This window comes from Luteimonas huabeiensis HB2 (genome assembly GCF_000559025.1).
Lineage (GTDB): Bacteria > Pseudomonadota > Gammaproteobacteria > Xanthomonadales > Xanthomonadaceae > Luteimonas > Luteimonas huabeiensis.
On record NZ_JAAN01000014.1, the window covers coordinates 195,654 to 208,610 of the forward strand.

At 66.4% G+C, this 12,957-nt stretch carries 14 protein-coding genes; all 14 read right to left on the reverse strand.

Going from position 1 to position 12,957, the window contains the following annotated elements; genetic code table 11:
• Positions 1-175: 175 nt before the first annotated feature.
• The 14 genes from Z164_RS0104960 to Z164_RS0105020 all read right to left on the reverse strand — a co-directional run bounded on the left by Z164_RS0104960 (position 176) and on the right by Z164_RS0105020 (position 12,455).
• Entirely contained in the window at positions 176-568 is a 393-nt protein-coding gene (locus tag Z164_RS0104960; RefSeq protein ID WP_003141051.1) for a hypothetical protein, read from the reverse strand.
• Positions 569-593: 25 nt separating this feature from the next.
• On the reverse strand, positions 594-830 hold the full coding sequence (locus tag Z164_RS21755; RefSeq protein ID WP_010792170.1) for a hypothetical protein: 237 nt from the start codon (positions 828-830) through the stop codon (positions 594-596).
• Between the two features lie 781 nt (positions 831-1,611).
• Positions 1,612-3,627, reverse strand: coding sequence for a DNA topoisomerase III (locus Z164_RS0104965; RefSeq protein ID WP_024889628.1), 2,016 nt, complete (start codon positions 3,625-3,627; stop codon positions 1,612-1,614).
• Between the two features lie 294 nt (positions 3,628-3,921).
• Positions 3,922-4,305 (reverse strand): single-stranded DNA-binding protein, encoded by a 384-nt coding sequence (locus Z164_RS0104970; RefSeq protein WP_003141056.1) that lies wholly within the window; start codon positions 4,303-4,305, stop codon positions 3,922-3,924.
• Positions 4,302-4,850 carry a DUF3158 family protein gene (locus tag Z164_RS0104975; protein ID WP_024889629.1) on the reverse strand — a complete coding sequence of 183 codons (549 nt, stop codon included), beginning with the start codon at positions 4,848-4,850 and terminating at the stop codon, positions 4,302-4,304. Before Z164_RS0104975 ends, Z164_RS0104970 begins: the two co-directional genes overlap by 4 nt.
• Positions 4,847-5,635 carry a PFL_4669 family integrating conjugative element protein gene (locus Z164_RS0104980; RefSeq protein WP_024889630.1) on the reverse strand — a complete coding sequence of 263 codons (789 nt, stop codon included), beginning with the start codon at positions 5,633-5,635 and terminating at the stop codon, positions 4,847-4,849. The genes Z164_RS0104975 and Z164_RS0104980 overlap by 4 nt, the downstream gene beginning before the upstream one ends.
• Before the next feature lie 188 nt (positions 5,636-5,823).
• The gene (locus Z164_RS0104985; protein ID WP_024889631.1) at positions 5,824-6,576 is read right to left on the reverse strand and encodes an OST-HTH/LOTUS domain-containing protein; all 753 of its coding nucleotides are present in this window, start codon (positions 6,574-6,576) and stop codon (positions 5,824-5,826) included.
• 232 nt (positions 6,577-6,808) lie between these two features.
• Positions 6,809-8,008: an STY4528 family pathogenicity island replication protein gene (locus Z164_RS0104990; RefSeq protein ID WP_024889632.1), complete on the reverse strand. Its 1,200-nt coding sequence runs from the start codon at positions 8,006-8,008 to the stop codon at positions 6,809-6,811.
• Positions 8,009-8,011: 3 nt separating this feature from the next.
• The gene (locus Z164_RS0104995; protein WP_010792177.1) at positions 8,012-8,572 is read right to left on the reverse strand and encodes a DUF2857 domain-containing protein; all 561 of its coding nucleotides are present in this window, start codon (positions 8,570-8,572) and stop codon (positions 8,012-8,014) included.
• Between the two features lie 17 nt (positions 8,573-8,589).
• Positions 8,590-10,233, reverse strand: coding sequence for a ParB family protein (locus tag Z164_RS0105000; protein WP_024889633.1), 1,644 nt, complete (start codon positions 10,231-10,233; stop codon positions 8,590-8,592).
• Positions 10,226-10,474, reverse strand: a complete 249-nt coding sequence (locus Z164_RS0105005; protein WP_024889634.1) for a hypothetical protein — start codon at positions 10,472-10,474, stop codon at positions 10,226-10,228. Before Z164_RS0105005 ends, Z164_RS0105000 begins: the two co-directional genes overlap by 8 nt.
• Positions 10,458-11,324: a ParA family protein gene (locus Z164_RS0105010; RefSeq protein ID WP_024889635.1), complete on the reverse strand. Its 867-nt coding sequence runs from the start codon at positions 11,322-11,324 to the stop codon at positions 10,458-10,460. The genes Z164_RS0105005 and Z164_RS0105010 overlap by 17 nt, the downstream gene beginning before the upstream one ends.
• A 40-nt stretch (positions 11,325-11,364) precedes the next feature.
• Positions 11,365-11,583 carry an AlpA family transcriptional regulator gene (locus Z164_RS0105015; RefSeq protein WP_024889636.1) on the reverse strand — a complete coding sequence of 73 codons (219 nt, stop codon included), beginning with the start codon at positions 11,581-11,583 and terminating at the stop codon, positions 11,365-11,367.
• A gap of 110 nt (positions 11,584-11,693) precedes the next feature.
• Positions 11,694-12,455 carry a hypothetical protein gene (locus Z164_RS0105020; RefSeq protein WP_024889637.1) on the reverse strand — a complete coding sequence of 254 codons (762 nt, stop codon included), beginning with the start codon at positions 12,453-12,455 and terminating at the stop codon, positions 11,694-11,696.
• Between the last annotated feature and the right edge of the window lie 502 nt (positions 12,456-12,957).

Sequence of the window (12,957 nt, forward strand, 5' to 3'; positions counted from 1 at the left end):
ACCGGTCAGCCGGCCGCGGCGTCGGGCCGCCCTGGTGGCGGGCGGTGCAGGTCAGTGGAAGATGGTGATTCGGGACATGGCCGCTCCTGCGACAAGAAGGAGGGACATGGCCCCGAACGGGGATGCATGTCCCTCGTGGGGTGGGATGAAAGGACGGTGGGTTGCCAGGCGCGGCTCACCAGCCGTTGTAGTGCAGCGTGAGGTCGGCGATGACCTGGCGCCGTTCCAGATCGAGGCCGCCGAAGTCGGACAGCCCCTCGAAGCCGCAACGCTTGAGCATCGCGCCGCCCTCGCGGGAGTTGTAGAAGCTCACCATCGCGGACAGGAACATGCGTTGACCGCTGCTCAGCACGCCCAGGGCGTCGTTGAGCATCAGCATGTTGGGCCGCAGGTCCCACTTGGTGGTGGCACGCTGCAGACCTTCGCGTGTGCCGTCGCCGAACCACTCGTGGCCGGCGATCTGCGCGCCGCGCTTCCAGGCCTCGAAGAAGGCCTGCGGTGCAGCGTCGAAGTGCGCCTGTTCCAGCGCCATCTGATCGAGCACGTCTTCGGGTAAAGACAGATTCATGAGAGAACTCCTTGAAGGGTGGGAATCAGGGGTGAGCGCGCTGTGTCCAGGCATGGGTATCCAGGGCGCGCTGTGCTGCGAGGTGGGTCGGGAAATACTCGACGGACTCCCGCGATACCGGGCCTTCGTCGTCTTGCGTGCCGATGTAGTGGCCGGCCGCGCTGCGCAGCACCTGTAGCGGCAAACGCTTGCCGGTCCAGGCCAGCGCCAGCGCACCACTGCGCACTGCGGTTGCAGAGGAAGATGCAGAAGGTTCAGACATGCCGTGCTCCTTGGTGGGTCGAGGAGCACGCATCCCGTAGAGGATGGAGTTCCCCTCGGGTGGTTGAGAAAAGTGCATCGTCGCCAGGCCGGCGAGCGTCCGCGGTGGGCGATGCGAAGCGGACTGGATCGGTCGACGCGGCGAACCGCGTTGCAGTCTTGAAGACCGGGACTGCCGGGGCATGCCGCTGACGACTGTCAGCAACGCATGGCGTGAGGATGGGCGCGAAGCATGGCTGCCGTCGCAGGGAAAACCGAATCGCGGACGGCCCGCTTTAGGGCAGGCCCGCGTCACGTGACAAGGCAAGGACCAGGGCGCCGAAGGCCACGCGGGCCTTCGGCTGGAGAGGAAGGAAAACCACCTGTGGGCTGCGTCAGCGCGGGCCGTCGTCAAAGCCGTTCGCTGCGTCAGCAATCGCACCCGGCCCGTTTCGTGGCTGGGGCCGGAAACCTCTGGCGTGCATCCACACACAAAGGGAGCCCGTTGTTCCGCCGGCGGGCACCGGCACGGAATACCCTCGGCCCAAGGGGCCTCCTCACGGCTCGCGCGGCGGCAAGGCGTCAGGAAGCCCCTCGTGACCGAGGCAAGGCACACCGATCAAGGGAATGGCGGCGGGCGCGATTCGTGGGAGCAATGACCTTCTCGCCCCGTCGCCCGATGGCGGGCATACGGGGCGCGCACACCGTTGCAGAAGGAGACGCGCGCTTTGGAGTCCCGCGCGGTGCGGGACGTTTGCCTCGCCGCCAGTGAAGTGGCCGGCGCGGCAGGGGGAAAGCGAGGATCAGGACGCCTTGGAGGCAGCGCGCCGCTTGCGCGGTGCGCTGCGCCGGCCCGTCGGGGACTCGATCGGCAACGTACCCTTGCAGTCCGGGTAGCGCGAGCAGGACCAGAACGCGCCGCTCTTGCCCGTGCGCTGCTGCATCGGTGCGCCGCACTGCGGGCAGGCCGGCGCCGGCGGCAGCTTGAGCGAGAGCGTTGCGCCGCGGTACTGCTGCACGAGCTGGCCGACCCACACGGACTGCTTCTCGATGAAGGTGTCCAGCGCCATCTGGCCGGCCTCGATCATGTCGAGCGCCTGCTCCCACACCGCCGTGGTGCCGGGGTCGGCGATGGCCGAGGGCACCGCGTCGATGAGCGTGAATGCCGCGTCGGAAGCGCGGACGGCGCGGCCTTTCTTGACCAGGTAGCCTCGACCGATCAGACCGTTGATGATGTTGGCGCGTGTCGCCTCGGTGCCGATGCCGGTGGTATCGCGCAGCTTCTGTTTCAGGCGCGGGTCGGTCACGAACTTGGCGACGGTCTTCATGGCCTTGATCAGCTCGCCCTGCGTGTAGGGTTTGGGCGGCAGCGTCTTCAGCGCCTTGAGATCCACCTTTCCGACCGGGCAGGACAGGCCCGCATGCAGGGCGGGCAGCACCTGGCTGCGCTGCGCATCCTCGCCACCGGCATCGTCCGGCCCCGGCGTCGCCAGCACCTCACGCCAGCCGATGACGGCGATCTGCTTGCCCACGGCCACCAGCGACTGACTGCCGCACGAGAACTGCGCCACCGTCCGGTCGAACTCATGGTGCGGGAGGAACTGCGCGAGGTAATGGGCGCGGATCAGCCGGTAGACGGCCAGCTCCTTCTCGTTCATGGCCGACAGGTTGGCGGGCTCCAGCGTCGGGATGATGCCGTGGTGAGCCGACACCTTGCCGTCGTTCCATGCACGCGAGCGCTGTTGGCGATCCAGGCGCTCGATCAGCGGCCGCAGGCTGGGGTCGGTCTTGACCAGACTGTCGAGTACGGTCGGCACCTCGGCCAGCATGCTCTCGGGTAGGTAGCCCGAATCCGAGCGCGGATACGTTGTCGCCTTGTGCGTCTCGTACAGCGCCTGGGCAATGTCCAGCGTCTCCTGCACGTCGAGGCCCAACTGCTTGGAGCACACCTCCTGCAGCGTGCCCAGGTCGAACGGCAGCGGCGGTGCCTCGCGCACGCGCTCGGTGTCCACTGACACGACCTGCGCATCGCGTGCGGCGCGAATGCAATCCGCAGCCTGCTGCGCCACCGGCTGCTGAAGGCAGCGACCCGCTGCATCCGTGCTGCCTTCGGGCGGTATCCAGCTCGCGGTGAAGGACCGGCCGGCATGGGATAGCAGCACGTCCACGGCCCAATACGGCACAGAGACGAAGCGCGCGATCTCGCGATCACGATCCACCACCAACTTCAGCGTCGGCGTCTGCACGCGCCCCACCGACAGCACGCCCGTATAGCCGGCCTGACGCCCCAGCAGTGTGAACAAGCGGCTCAAGTTCATCCCGATCAGCCAGTCGGCGCGCGATCGGGCGAGTGCGGAGAAATACAGCGGCAGCGTCTCGGCGGACGGCTTGAGCGCACCCAGCGCTTTGCGGATCGACGCATCGTTGAGCGCCGACAGCCACAGGCGCTGAATCGGCCCGCGGTAGCCGCACAGGTCGATGATCTCGCGGGCGATCATCTCGCCCTCGCGGTCGGCGTCGGTCGCTATCACCAGCTCGCCCGCCTTGGCGACGAGCTGCTGCACGACCTTGAATTGCGCTGCGGTCGCCGCCTTGGGCTCGACACGCCAACGCTCGGGAAGAATGGGCAGTTGCTCGATGGCCCAGCGCTTGTATTGCTCGCCGTAGCCTTCGGGCGGAACCGCCTCCACCAGATGACCGATGCACCAGGTCACGACGACACCCGCGCCGCTGTAGCAGCCGTTGCCGCGTTGAACGGCACCCAGCACACGGGCGATGTCCTTGCCCTGGGAGGGCTTCTCGCACAGGAACACGCGCATGAAGCCTCCTTGGAAATGTGCGGTTCATCGGATGGGCGTCAGCTTGGCGGGGCCAGGAGATGCCGGCAGCAAGGAAGCCGATTGATGCAGACACCGCTTTGTGATCGGCAGGCGGCCCGTTCCCGCAGCGGTGTGCATAGACCGCAGGAGCTGGCACAGCAAGAGCGTCGTTTCGGGAGGGCGGCTGGAACTCCGTGGACGACCTTGGAGCTATCCCCTGGGGATAGCTCGCTGGTGCATCGCGGGCGTATGACGGTTGCTACAGCCGCCCTCGGGGGAACGGCGATGGGCGAATTACTGTCCGCCGGCCGGCTTGGTGCTGAGCGCCACCGACTCGATGCGGTACGGCAGGATGCCCACGCGCCGCGCCTCGACCTTGAACGTCACGCGCTCGTTCTCGTCGGCGTCCTCCCATTCGTCGCGCACGGTGCGGCCCTCGACCAGCACCCGCATACCTTTCTGGTACAGCGTCTTCCAGTGCTCGGCGTCGCGGTGCCACAGCTCCACGGGCGCCCAGAAGCCGCCGCGATCTTCGTACTCGCCGTCCTTCTTCGGGATCGGGTTGTCGAAGTAGACGTTCAGGCGAAGCAGCCGGCGCGGCTCGTCGTTGCCGTTCGGAAATTCGCGGTAGTCCGGCGCAGAACCGATGTTGCCCTCGCCGACGAAGTGCGTGCTCATGGTGACTCCTTGGTGGTGGGTGGAACGGCCGCGGTATGCCCGTGGACACGCCGCAGGTAAGCCGCTTCGGCCTGGGCGGCCTTGCTGGCGCATTCCAGGGCTTGGCGAGCGATGCTGTGGGTCAGGCTGATCTGCATGTTCAGCACGATGCGCTGCAGTTCGATCGCGTACAGCTCGTCGATCAGCGAGGCCGGCGTCGCGGGGTTGGCCAGCAGGGCCTCCCACAACGCCACGCCCATGGAGGAACGGTCGAGGTTGCGCCAGCGCAGGAAGGTCGTCCCTGCGCCAGTGGCCTGCTGGGCCAGTTGCACGTCGAGCAGGCTGAAGGGGTAGGCGCGTGCCTGGGGCAGCACACGCCGCTGCGCCAGGCCAATCACGTCGTCGCGCAGCGCTGCGCACTGGCTGGCCCAGGTCACCAGACTCCCCTTACCCTTAAAAGGCTGTAAAAGGCCTTTTAGGTAGCCTGCGTGTTCCAACCGCTGGAAGTCCGCCTGTTCCAGCGCCACGAAGCGCGTGGAGTGACCGATGGGGGGCGATGCCGTCATGCGTCAGCACCCTCATTACCCGTCGCTGGATTGGCTGCGCCATCCGTGTGAGCCGGCGCATCGGGCACGATGGCGGGCGCAGCAGGCGGCGTGCCGGGCTTGGTCGTCCGCCGCGCGATCGGTGGCGCGAAGCGCGAGCGGCGCGTGCCTTCCAGCACGTCTTGCGGCAGCTCGCCGAACTTCTCCAGCGCCGCTCGCGCCGCGGCGTTCTTCGCCGCGAAGTCGTCGCGCGTCGTGCCCGAGTAGCGGTACTGCTGGGCGAGCGAGAACAGGCTGCGCAGCGCGTGCGCACCATCATTGAGCCAGCGCTCCAAGGTGCTGCGGTCGATCAGCGCCGTGTGGTGCGCCAGGATGAGTTTGCGCGCCAGGTCGTCGTAGTCAGCCAGCAGGTACACCGCCATGAAGCCGAGCTGGGCGTTCACGAACAGCGGCAGCTTAACCGGCTGCATGTTCATGTTCTCGCCCAGGGACAGCGCCGCTGGCACGTCGGCCAAGGCCTGATCCACCTGTTCGCGCAGGGTCTGCAGACGGGTCTTGGTGTCGGCGAGCTTGTCCTCGATCCGCAACATCCACCAATCCGAGTACGGGTCGTCCTGCTCGGCGCCGCGCTTCATCTTGTTCATGGCGCCGATGAAGCCGTTGAGACCGATGATGCCGGGGCGCCCCTCGGTCGGCGCGCGGCCGTGCCAGATGCGCGAAGCGTGGTGCGTGTGCAGCGTCAGCGACATCGCGCTGCGCAGCGATCCGAGATTCAGTTGCAGGGGTTCTGTGCGTTCGTTGGCCATGGGAGCGACTCGCGGTGAAGGGGCGAGTCGCCAGCATCGGCATCGGCCGGAAGGCTGTCAGTCAACAAACCGCAGCCCATGCGCGCCCGGTTTGTTCCGCACGGAAGGCTGTGTGTGCCGGCTATCCCCTGGGGATAGCTCGGCGGAGTTGTTCGCGGCTCGCGCGGAGGTGAGACCGCGTTGCGGGGCTATGCCTCGCGAGGTCTGTACCAGGCGGCCCGTTGCCCCTCCACCTCACGGTAGCGAAGCTCGAACAGGCGGCACTCGTGCACCACCTGCCGCCAACTGCTGCAGCCGTACTTGGCTGGAAGCTGCTCGGGATGCTGGTCCGCGATCCAGCGGCCAGCGGCGGCAATGGGTGTCCAGCCCTCGACGGCCAACTGCGCGGCGGCCTCGCGCAGCGCGCGAACGATGCCGGCGGCCGGCCAGTCCACCGTGCCGTCCGGCGCGATGCCATTGACCACCAGGTCGTGGAACACATCCGACTGGACGAACTCCGCTGCCAGGCGCCGCGCCTGATCCATGTGCTCGGCCCAGCCGCGCAGCTGCTCAAAGTGTTGATCGATGCGCGTGTAGGCGGAACCGAGTTCGTCCTGTGCAGCGCGACACCCGTCCACGGTCCATAGATCGTGCTGGTCGATGAAGTGGTGCACCAGGGTGTTGCGCAGCGATACCAGGTCTTTGAGGTCGGCCTGGGTTTTGGCGTAGTCCTGCGCAGACAGGCTCAGTTGCACGCGCGTGCGAAAGGAAATCACGTCGCCAGGAAGATCGTCGTCGCGTTCCTCGCCGCCATTTCCATCGGTGACGACATACGAACCAAACAGTTGTCCGATCAACGTGCCCAGGGTCTTGGTCGCGGCATCTTCAATCCGCGCTGCGCGAATGGCCTCCAGCGAATGCGCCGGGCCTGAAATCTCGTGGTGGGCCACGATGGCTTTCATGAGGCGCTCGTATTGTTGAAGGCGCAACAGGCATCTGCCCAGCAAGCGCTGAACGTCTCGCTGTAGTGGTTGCAGTGCGTTTGTGACGGGGAAAGTCGTCATATCCATCGTTGGCCGGGCTCGTGCGTGGCTGTCCTCGTTTGATTCACAGGCGACAGTTTCGCCTGTCGTTCGGCGGGCAGCAATCGAGCACGGCGGAAGGGTGTTTGTTCCAGCTATCCCCTGGGGATAGTCAACATCGGCGATCACGCAAGGCTTCTCGGAGCTGAGCCAGGTAGGCACGTGCCACCTCGGGGTCAGCCGCACGGGATGCTGGCGGTGACGAGGGCGCAGGTGACGGGGGCGCTGGCGGCGTCGATGCAGTTTCTCCGGCCCAGGCCTTGAACTCCCCGCGGATCGCCTTCTGGATGATGCCAAACAGGTAGCCGGCCGGGTTGCGTACCGCGCTGTTGTGGCAGCGTGCCGCCCACTCGTCGAGAACGGCCTGCCTCTGCGCCTCGTCCACCTGCTGCAGCGCCACCAGCGCGCCGGCCTGCTGCTCGTCCTTCAAGCGCAGGAAACGCTCGGGCAGTCGCAGGTTCTGCAAGGCCCTCGCGCGCGGTACTGTACGTACTTCATTTATACGATCATTACGTACTGTACGGTCCTCCTTCGGAATCCGAAGAGAGCTGTCCGGCGCGGGTTTCGGCCCTGCTTCGGATTCCGAAGACGGGCGCGCAGCATTCCGAAGAAGGGCTTCCTGGCCTTCTTCGGATTCGTGGTCCGCACCCTCCTGTGGATAACCTGGCGTCGTCCAGCCATGCCGCGCCATGCGCTGCGCCAGCACTTGCAGACGGGTCGGCAGTGTGCGCCCGCTGAGCAGCGGGTCTTCGGCGATCTCCCGCAGCGTGTTCATGCCCACGACCTGCACCGCCTTCGCCGCGTGCGTGAGCGCCTGGCTCACCAGGCCCAGGTAGTCCGGGTCGAGCTGCATCGCCTCGAAGGGTGACAGCGGTTCGTCGTGCAGCACGTAGAGGTTGCCTTGGATACGGCCGGTCTTGGGATCGCGCCGCCGCCGCACCAGGCTGAGCCAGCGCGTCAGCCGCAGCAGCGTCAAGGCGCGCGCCACGGTCTCGTGCGAGGCTTGCGCCGCACAGGGCATGGACGCCAGATATGGGCGGAGCTGGTCGTAGGTGGGAAAGGCGGTCACGCCGTCGTCGTTGAGCTGCAGGCGGAACACCTGCCAGGCATTGCGCTCCAGCGGCGTCAGGCGCCGGTCGAGGAACAACGCGCGCGGCACGCTCTCGTGCCGGTTGCCGCTGTAGAGAAAGCCGTCCTGGCTCGGCGCCGTGCCCTGCGCCGGTTCCTTCGGCTCAAGGTGCCGCAGCGCCTCGTCGAACAACGCCGACAGCGCAACCGGGCCATCACGCCGTGGAGCGTCGCCCGTCGTCATGACCTACACCAGCCCCTGGTCGACCCAGTTCCGTATCGCCGACCAGATCACCGACATGGGCAGGGTCATGGCCTCGGCCAGGTCCATGGTCAGCGCCAGCATCGCCATGTCGTCGTTCAGTGCGATGTGCCGCTCCGTGATGCCGGCCTTCCAGCGTTCCCACAGGGCCACGTCCTGCGCCTCGTCGAGCACCGGATGCCGACCCTTACGCTTGGGCAGCCCGAGGATGTCGCGGCGCAGCGCCACTTCCTGATGCGTGAGGCCGTAGAACTTGCTGACCATCTCCGTGCTCGCCCCCAGGCGCAGCATGCGGTCCACCGTGGCGATCTCCCGCTCCACGTCGTGCACCTGGCTCAGCAGCCGCTTCAACACTTCCCGGTTCACCGACACCGAACACCACGACACCGTGGCATTCACCAGCATGCTCACGAGTTCTGGGTGCTTCAGCGCATCCAGCTCCTCCTCACCGAAGCCCATGGCCTTGCAGCGGCGCAACTGGCCGTTGCGCAGGTCATGCAGGGCCTGGGCGATCACGGCCTGGTTGAGCGGGTGCGGTGCCGACATACGGGAGCCTCCTGCGCTCAGGAATCCTGGCTCGCTACGCCGGCTTCCAGATCCAGCAGCCGACGCGCCAGGCGCAGCAGACGGAACAGCTTTACCAGCCCGGCATCGCTCAGGCGCGTGACCAAGCCGCCGTGACCATGCAGCAGCGGCCCAAGGTCATCGGCCAGCCGCGCGCTGTCCAGCCCGGTCGCGGGTGCCGGCGCGGTGCTCAGCGCGTGCAGCAGGGTCAGCATCGCACGCGCGAACGCCGGGAGCGCCTTCGCCTGGCCCACGGCCGGCGTCACGCAGACGAAGCCGATGCCGCCATCGCTGGCTTCGATGTGGTCGCCCACCGCCGCTTCCCCCGCGATCTCGCGAGCGAACTGCGCGATATGCACGCGCAGGCGATCCGGCACGTCCAGGCCCGGCTCGATGTACCAGACATCCGAGATGGGAAAGAGCCCGCCAACCTGCACCGGGATCGCACGCAGCGCATCTGCCTCGAAGTCGGGTAGCTTGTCGCCGAGCTGATCCGCGACCATCCGCTGGATGGACTGCAGGCGCTCGGTGGTTGGGGCCGGCGTCACGATGTGCCCCTGCAGGCGCTCGTCGCGCTGCCCGTCCCGGGCGTTTGGTGCAGCGGCAGGTGGTGCCGAGGGTGTCTCTGCCGGTGGCGCGACGGGCGAGGTGTCCCGTGGCGTTGGCGCCGCGGGCGACAGTTGCGGCGTGATGGCTGGCGCCGCAGGTGCGACAGGCGTTGCCGGGTTCGGCGCGGCCGGCTCGCTGGTCAATACTCGCTGACGGCTTTCGCTGTCATCGACCTCCAATGCCAGCGTGTCGTAGTCCGCTTCCAGCAGCTCGGCCATCTGACCCACCAGTTCGTCCTGCACGCGCTGGGGCGAGAAGCCCTCCGGCTGCGTGTCGAACTGCGACAGCACATCCTGAAACAGCGAAGCGAAGTCCACGGTCAGCGGCCGGCCCAGCGCACGCCGCTCCCAGGTGCGCTCGCACGCCTTGCGCAGCACTGCGAGCCGGTCCACCTGATGCCGGCCCAATCCGCCGTACAACAGCGTCGGGATCGCCGGCAGCAGATAGCGCACCGCATCGTTCATGCGGCTGATGTGTGACTGCGGCACCGGATAGCCGTCGGCCGCCAGTCGCCGCGCGAGTTCGCTTTGCGACAGCGCCTGGCCGCTTTCCTGCTCGTAGAACTCGCGCGCCTTCTCGATGCCCAAGGCCCGCTCGATGAAGGTCAGGCCGCCGCGCAGCTCGTTCTCGGCCAGATGCCCGGTCAGCGCCACGATTTCGCCGCGCGCCGGCCACGGGCGGAACAGGCACGCAATGCGGAAGAAGCGTTCCTCCTTGGTCTCGCTCCACAACTCGCGCAGGATCGCCAGCCGCGTGTTGCCGCCGTTGCGAATAATGTAGTGCGCCTCGCCCGGCCTGCGCGTGATCGCGGGGGGCGCGTCCAGCCCACGTTCGCGGATGGACGCCTTGATCTCCGCATAGGCCGGGTTGCGCGTCACGCGTGGGTCATGTTCATAGGGGCGCAGCTCGTCCAGCGTCACCACCATCGGTGTGTCGGCGATGGGGTCGGTCAACGCCGCGGCCGAAGGACCGTTGCGTTCGAAGCCCTTGGCCAGCAGCTTGGTGGCCATGTCCTGCGGCGTCGGATCAGCCATCGCTGCTCTCCCGAGATGCCGTCAGTGCCTGTCGATCGGCGCGGCGAAGCTGCGCGCGTGCGTTGCGGCTGGCGCGGTGATCGCTCGCAGTCGAGCTGGTATAGATCGCGGCGCAGCCGGGCTTGGTGAACATCAGGTGCCCGCCGCGCGTGCGTTTCACGTGCCAACCTTCGCCCAGCGCGAACTCGATCAGCGCGCGTAGCCGCGCATGGCCGCGGGCCAGTTCATGCGCGATCGCCATGACTGGCTCCTCCTGCGCGGCCTCTGCCGGTAACGCATGCAAAGCGCTCCCGCCATGCCGGGAACAGCTCGCCAGCCAGCGCACGCATCGTCTCCAACGCCGCAGGCGCAGTACGGCCCACTGGTTGCCGGTATTCGACGCGATGCACTGGCAGCCCCCGTGTTGCGGCACGTGGGTAGGCTTCAATGGCCGGGACGTCGGTGCTCAGGACCTGTATGCCAGCGTGCGCCTGGAACACTTGTCGCAGGGCCTGCTGGATCAGTCGGGCGTTCGACGAAACCGGATGCACACGGTTGATGAGCAAGCGCAGCGGTGGCGGCTCGATGCCGAGGTGCCGATACGGAGCGATGTCCTCGATCAGTTGCAGCGTGCCGCGCCTCAGCTCACGCGCCGCCAGGATTTCCGGCGTCACCGGTGACAGCGCCAGACTGGAGGCCAGTACCGCCATTTCCAGCAGCACACTGCGCGCTCCCTGGGTATCGATCAGCAGCAGGTCGTAGTGCGACGCCAGCGCGGGGAGCAGGTGACGCAGGCGCAGCCGACCGTCGGGTGCGTGCAGCAGCAGTGTGTTCAGTTCGCCGCGATGGTCGTTCGACACCACCAGGTCGAGACCCGCCACAGCGGTCTGCGAAGCCAATTGCTCGATACGCTGCTCATTGAAGGCCAGCATCTCATAGATGCCGGCAGGCGCATGCGTGCCGAGCGTGAAGTAGCTCGACAAGGTGGGCTGTACGTCCAGGTCCAGCAGCAGCACGCGCAGTCCCGCATCGGCGATGAAGCCGCCCAGGTTCGCTGCGGTGGTCGTCTTGCCGACGCCACCCTTGGTCGAAATGATGGATACCACCTGCATGGTGCGACTCCTCGTGGAAGGGATTCCGGGGGGCGCGGGCTCACGCCCGCTCACTGAGTCGATCGGTGATCCACTGATCGATCTCCACCGAATCCCATCCGATGGCGCGTACCCCGAGGCGCAGGGGCTTAGGAAACTTGCCCTCCTTGATCAGGTTGTAGATGTGGGCGCGTTTGAAGCCGGTCTTGGCCTCGACTTCCGCGCGGCGCAGGATGCGGTGTTCGTTCGGCGTCGCGGTGGCGATGGTCTGGGCAGTCACGAGGGACACTCCTTGGCGCTGTGTAGCGGCGATGATGGAAGTGCCCCGTATTCAATAGCGCGGTTCCCGCGCGGTCACCGCAAGTGCAGACACGCCGTCTGCACTTGCAGTCAGCGGTCCTGGGTAGCGAGATGACGCTTGGCTGCCGAAAACTTCGCCCACAGCGTTCGCTCGCTGATTCCGGATTTGTCGCCGTAATGGGCAACCAGCGCATTGATGACCGATTCCAGCGTCTCGAAAGACGAATAGGGAACGCCATTGGGTGACTTGCCCAACAGCAGGGTCAGAAGACCGCCAACGATGTTCAGGTAGGTGGATTCACTGCGGGCGCCCGGCATCCCGGATCGCTTCTCGCGCTCCGTGCGCGCCTGGTGCTCCTGGCTGAGCGTCTGGAACTGCTCATAGAGCGCGTCCCAGGCCTGCACCTTGTCGGCAAGCTGGAGCTTCAACGCCTCGCGATCCATGACCAGTGCCTGCACGGCATCGACACTGACGGCCGGATGCAGGTGACGCTCGAAGGCATCGAACAGGAATGCCGGTCGCTGGTCGGGATAGAAACGGATCATCCAAGCCTTCAGATCGACGTGGCGGATCGTGAGGCCAGGATCATCGAGCAAGGCGGGATCGTTGCTCGTGAGGCCATCCTTGCCGTAGGGAAGGTCGAGATGCACCAGTGCGTCGTAGATCCGTTCCGCGTTCAGGCGAAGCTGTGGCCAGCGCGCCAGCGCAGCGTGCTCCGGCAGCCGGTTCATCCCTTCGGCAATATCAAGGATACGGCGCTCGAAGCGTGACAGTCCCGCCCACTGGATGGCCGCCTCGATCGGACGATAGAAGACCTTGGCTTGGGCGCCGGAAGAAGATGACTTTCTCATGGGCTACTCCCTGGTGAACGGGTTCAGGACATCGGCTTTTCTCGTGGTCTGGTCGACGCCATCCACACCTTCGCGGCGCGGAGCGGTGGCGACTTGGCTTGTGGAAAGGTTGTAGTGACGGCGAATGGCTGCAATGCTCACCCCAGCAACCAGTCGATGTGGCACCTTGTCCACCAACACCGAGCCTCTGCGTGGCGGTATGCTTCAAGATGTTTCTCGCCCGAGGCGGGGAGGCTTGGTGGTGAGGTTTTGCTACAGATGCCATCGCGGCGAAAGACGCATTCGGTCTACGTGCTTTCAAGTCTGGGCATCACCCGCATGTCAGACGCCGAGGGTCTTTCAGCAGACGCGGTTCGGGTGGCACCAGGCGCGGCGACGCCGTCTCGACGGGCAACGATGAGGCTTCGAGCCAGACGGCACGGGTCTTCGTTCAGATCAAGAAAGAATGACAGGCGAATGCCATCGATTCACCGACAAGTCTCAGAACATCAACAGTTCTATT

Bases quoted from the DNA above. Each gene is read 5' to 3' on its own strand.
- Z164_RS0104970 (WP_003141056.1), bottom strand. From the start codon at position 4,305: ATGAGCACGCACTTCGTCGGCGAGGGCAACATCGGTTCTGCGCCGGAC.
- Z164_RS0104995 (WP_010792177.1), bottom strand. From the start codon at position 8,572: ATGTCGGCACCGCACCCGCTCAACCAGGCCGTGATCGCCCAGGCCCTG.
- Z164_RS0104980 (WP_024889630.1), bottom strand. From the start codon at position 5,635: ATGGCCAACGAACGCACAGAACCCCTGCAACTGAATCTCGGATCGCTG.
- Z164_RS0104990 (WP_024889632.1), bottom strand. From the start codon at position 8,008: ATGACGACGGGCGACGCTCCACGGCGTGATGGCCCGGTTGCGCTGTCG.
- Z164_RS0105000 (WP_024889633.1), bottom strand. From the start codon at position 10,233: ATGGCTGATCCGACGCCGCAGGACATGGCCACCAAGCTGCTGGCCAAG.
- Z164_RS0104960 (WP_003141051.1), bottom strand. From the start codon at position 568: ATGAATCTGTCTTTACCCGAAGACGTGCTCGATCAGATGGCGCTGGAA.
- Z164_RS21755 (WP_010792170.1), bottom strand. From the start codon at position 830: ATGTCTGAACCTTCTGCATCTTCCTCTGCAACCGCAGTGCGCAGTGGT.
- Z164_RS0104965 (WP_024889628.1), bottom strand. From the start codon at position 3,627: ATGCGCGTGTTCCTGTGCGAGAAGCCCTCCCAGGGCAAGGACATCGCC.
- Z164_RS0104975 (WP_024889629.1), bottom strand. From the start codon at position 4,850: ATGACGGCATCGCCCCCCATCGGTCACTCCACGCGCTTCGTGGCGCTG.
- Z164_RS0105010 (WP_024889635.1), bottom strand. From the start codon at position 11,324: ATGCAGGTGGTATCCATCATTTCGACCAAGGGTGGCGTCGGCAAGACG.
- Z164_RS0105005 (WP_024889634.1), bottom strand. From the start codon at position 10,474: ATGGCGATCGCGCATGAACTGGCCCGCGGCCATGCGCGGCTACGCGCG.
- Z164_RS0105020 (WP_024889637.1), bottom strand. From the start codon at position 12,455: ATGAGAAAGTCATCTTCTTCCGGCGCCCAAGCCAAGGTCTTCTATCGT.
- Z164_RS0104985 (WP_024889631.1), bottom strand. From the start codon at position 6,576: ATGAAAGCCATCGTGGCCCACCACGAGATTTCAGGCCCGGCGCATTCG.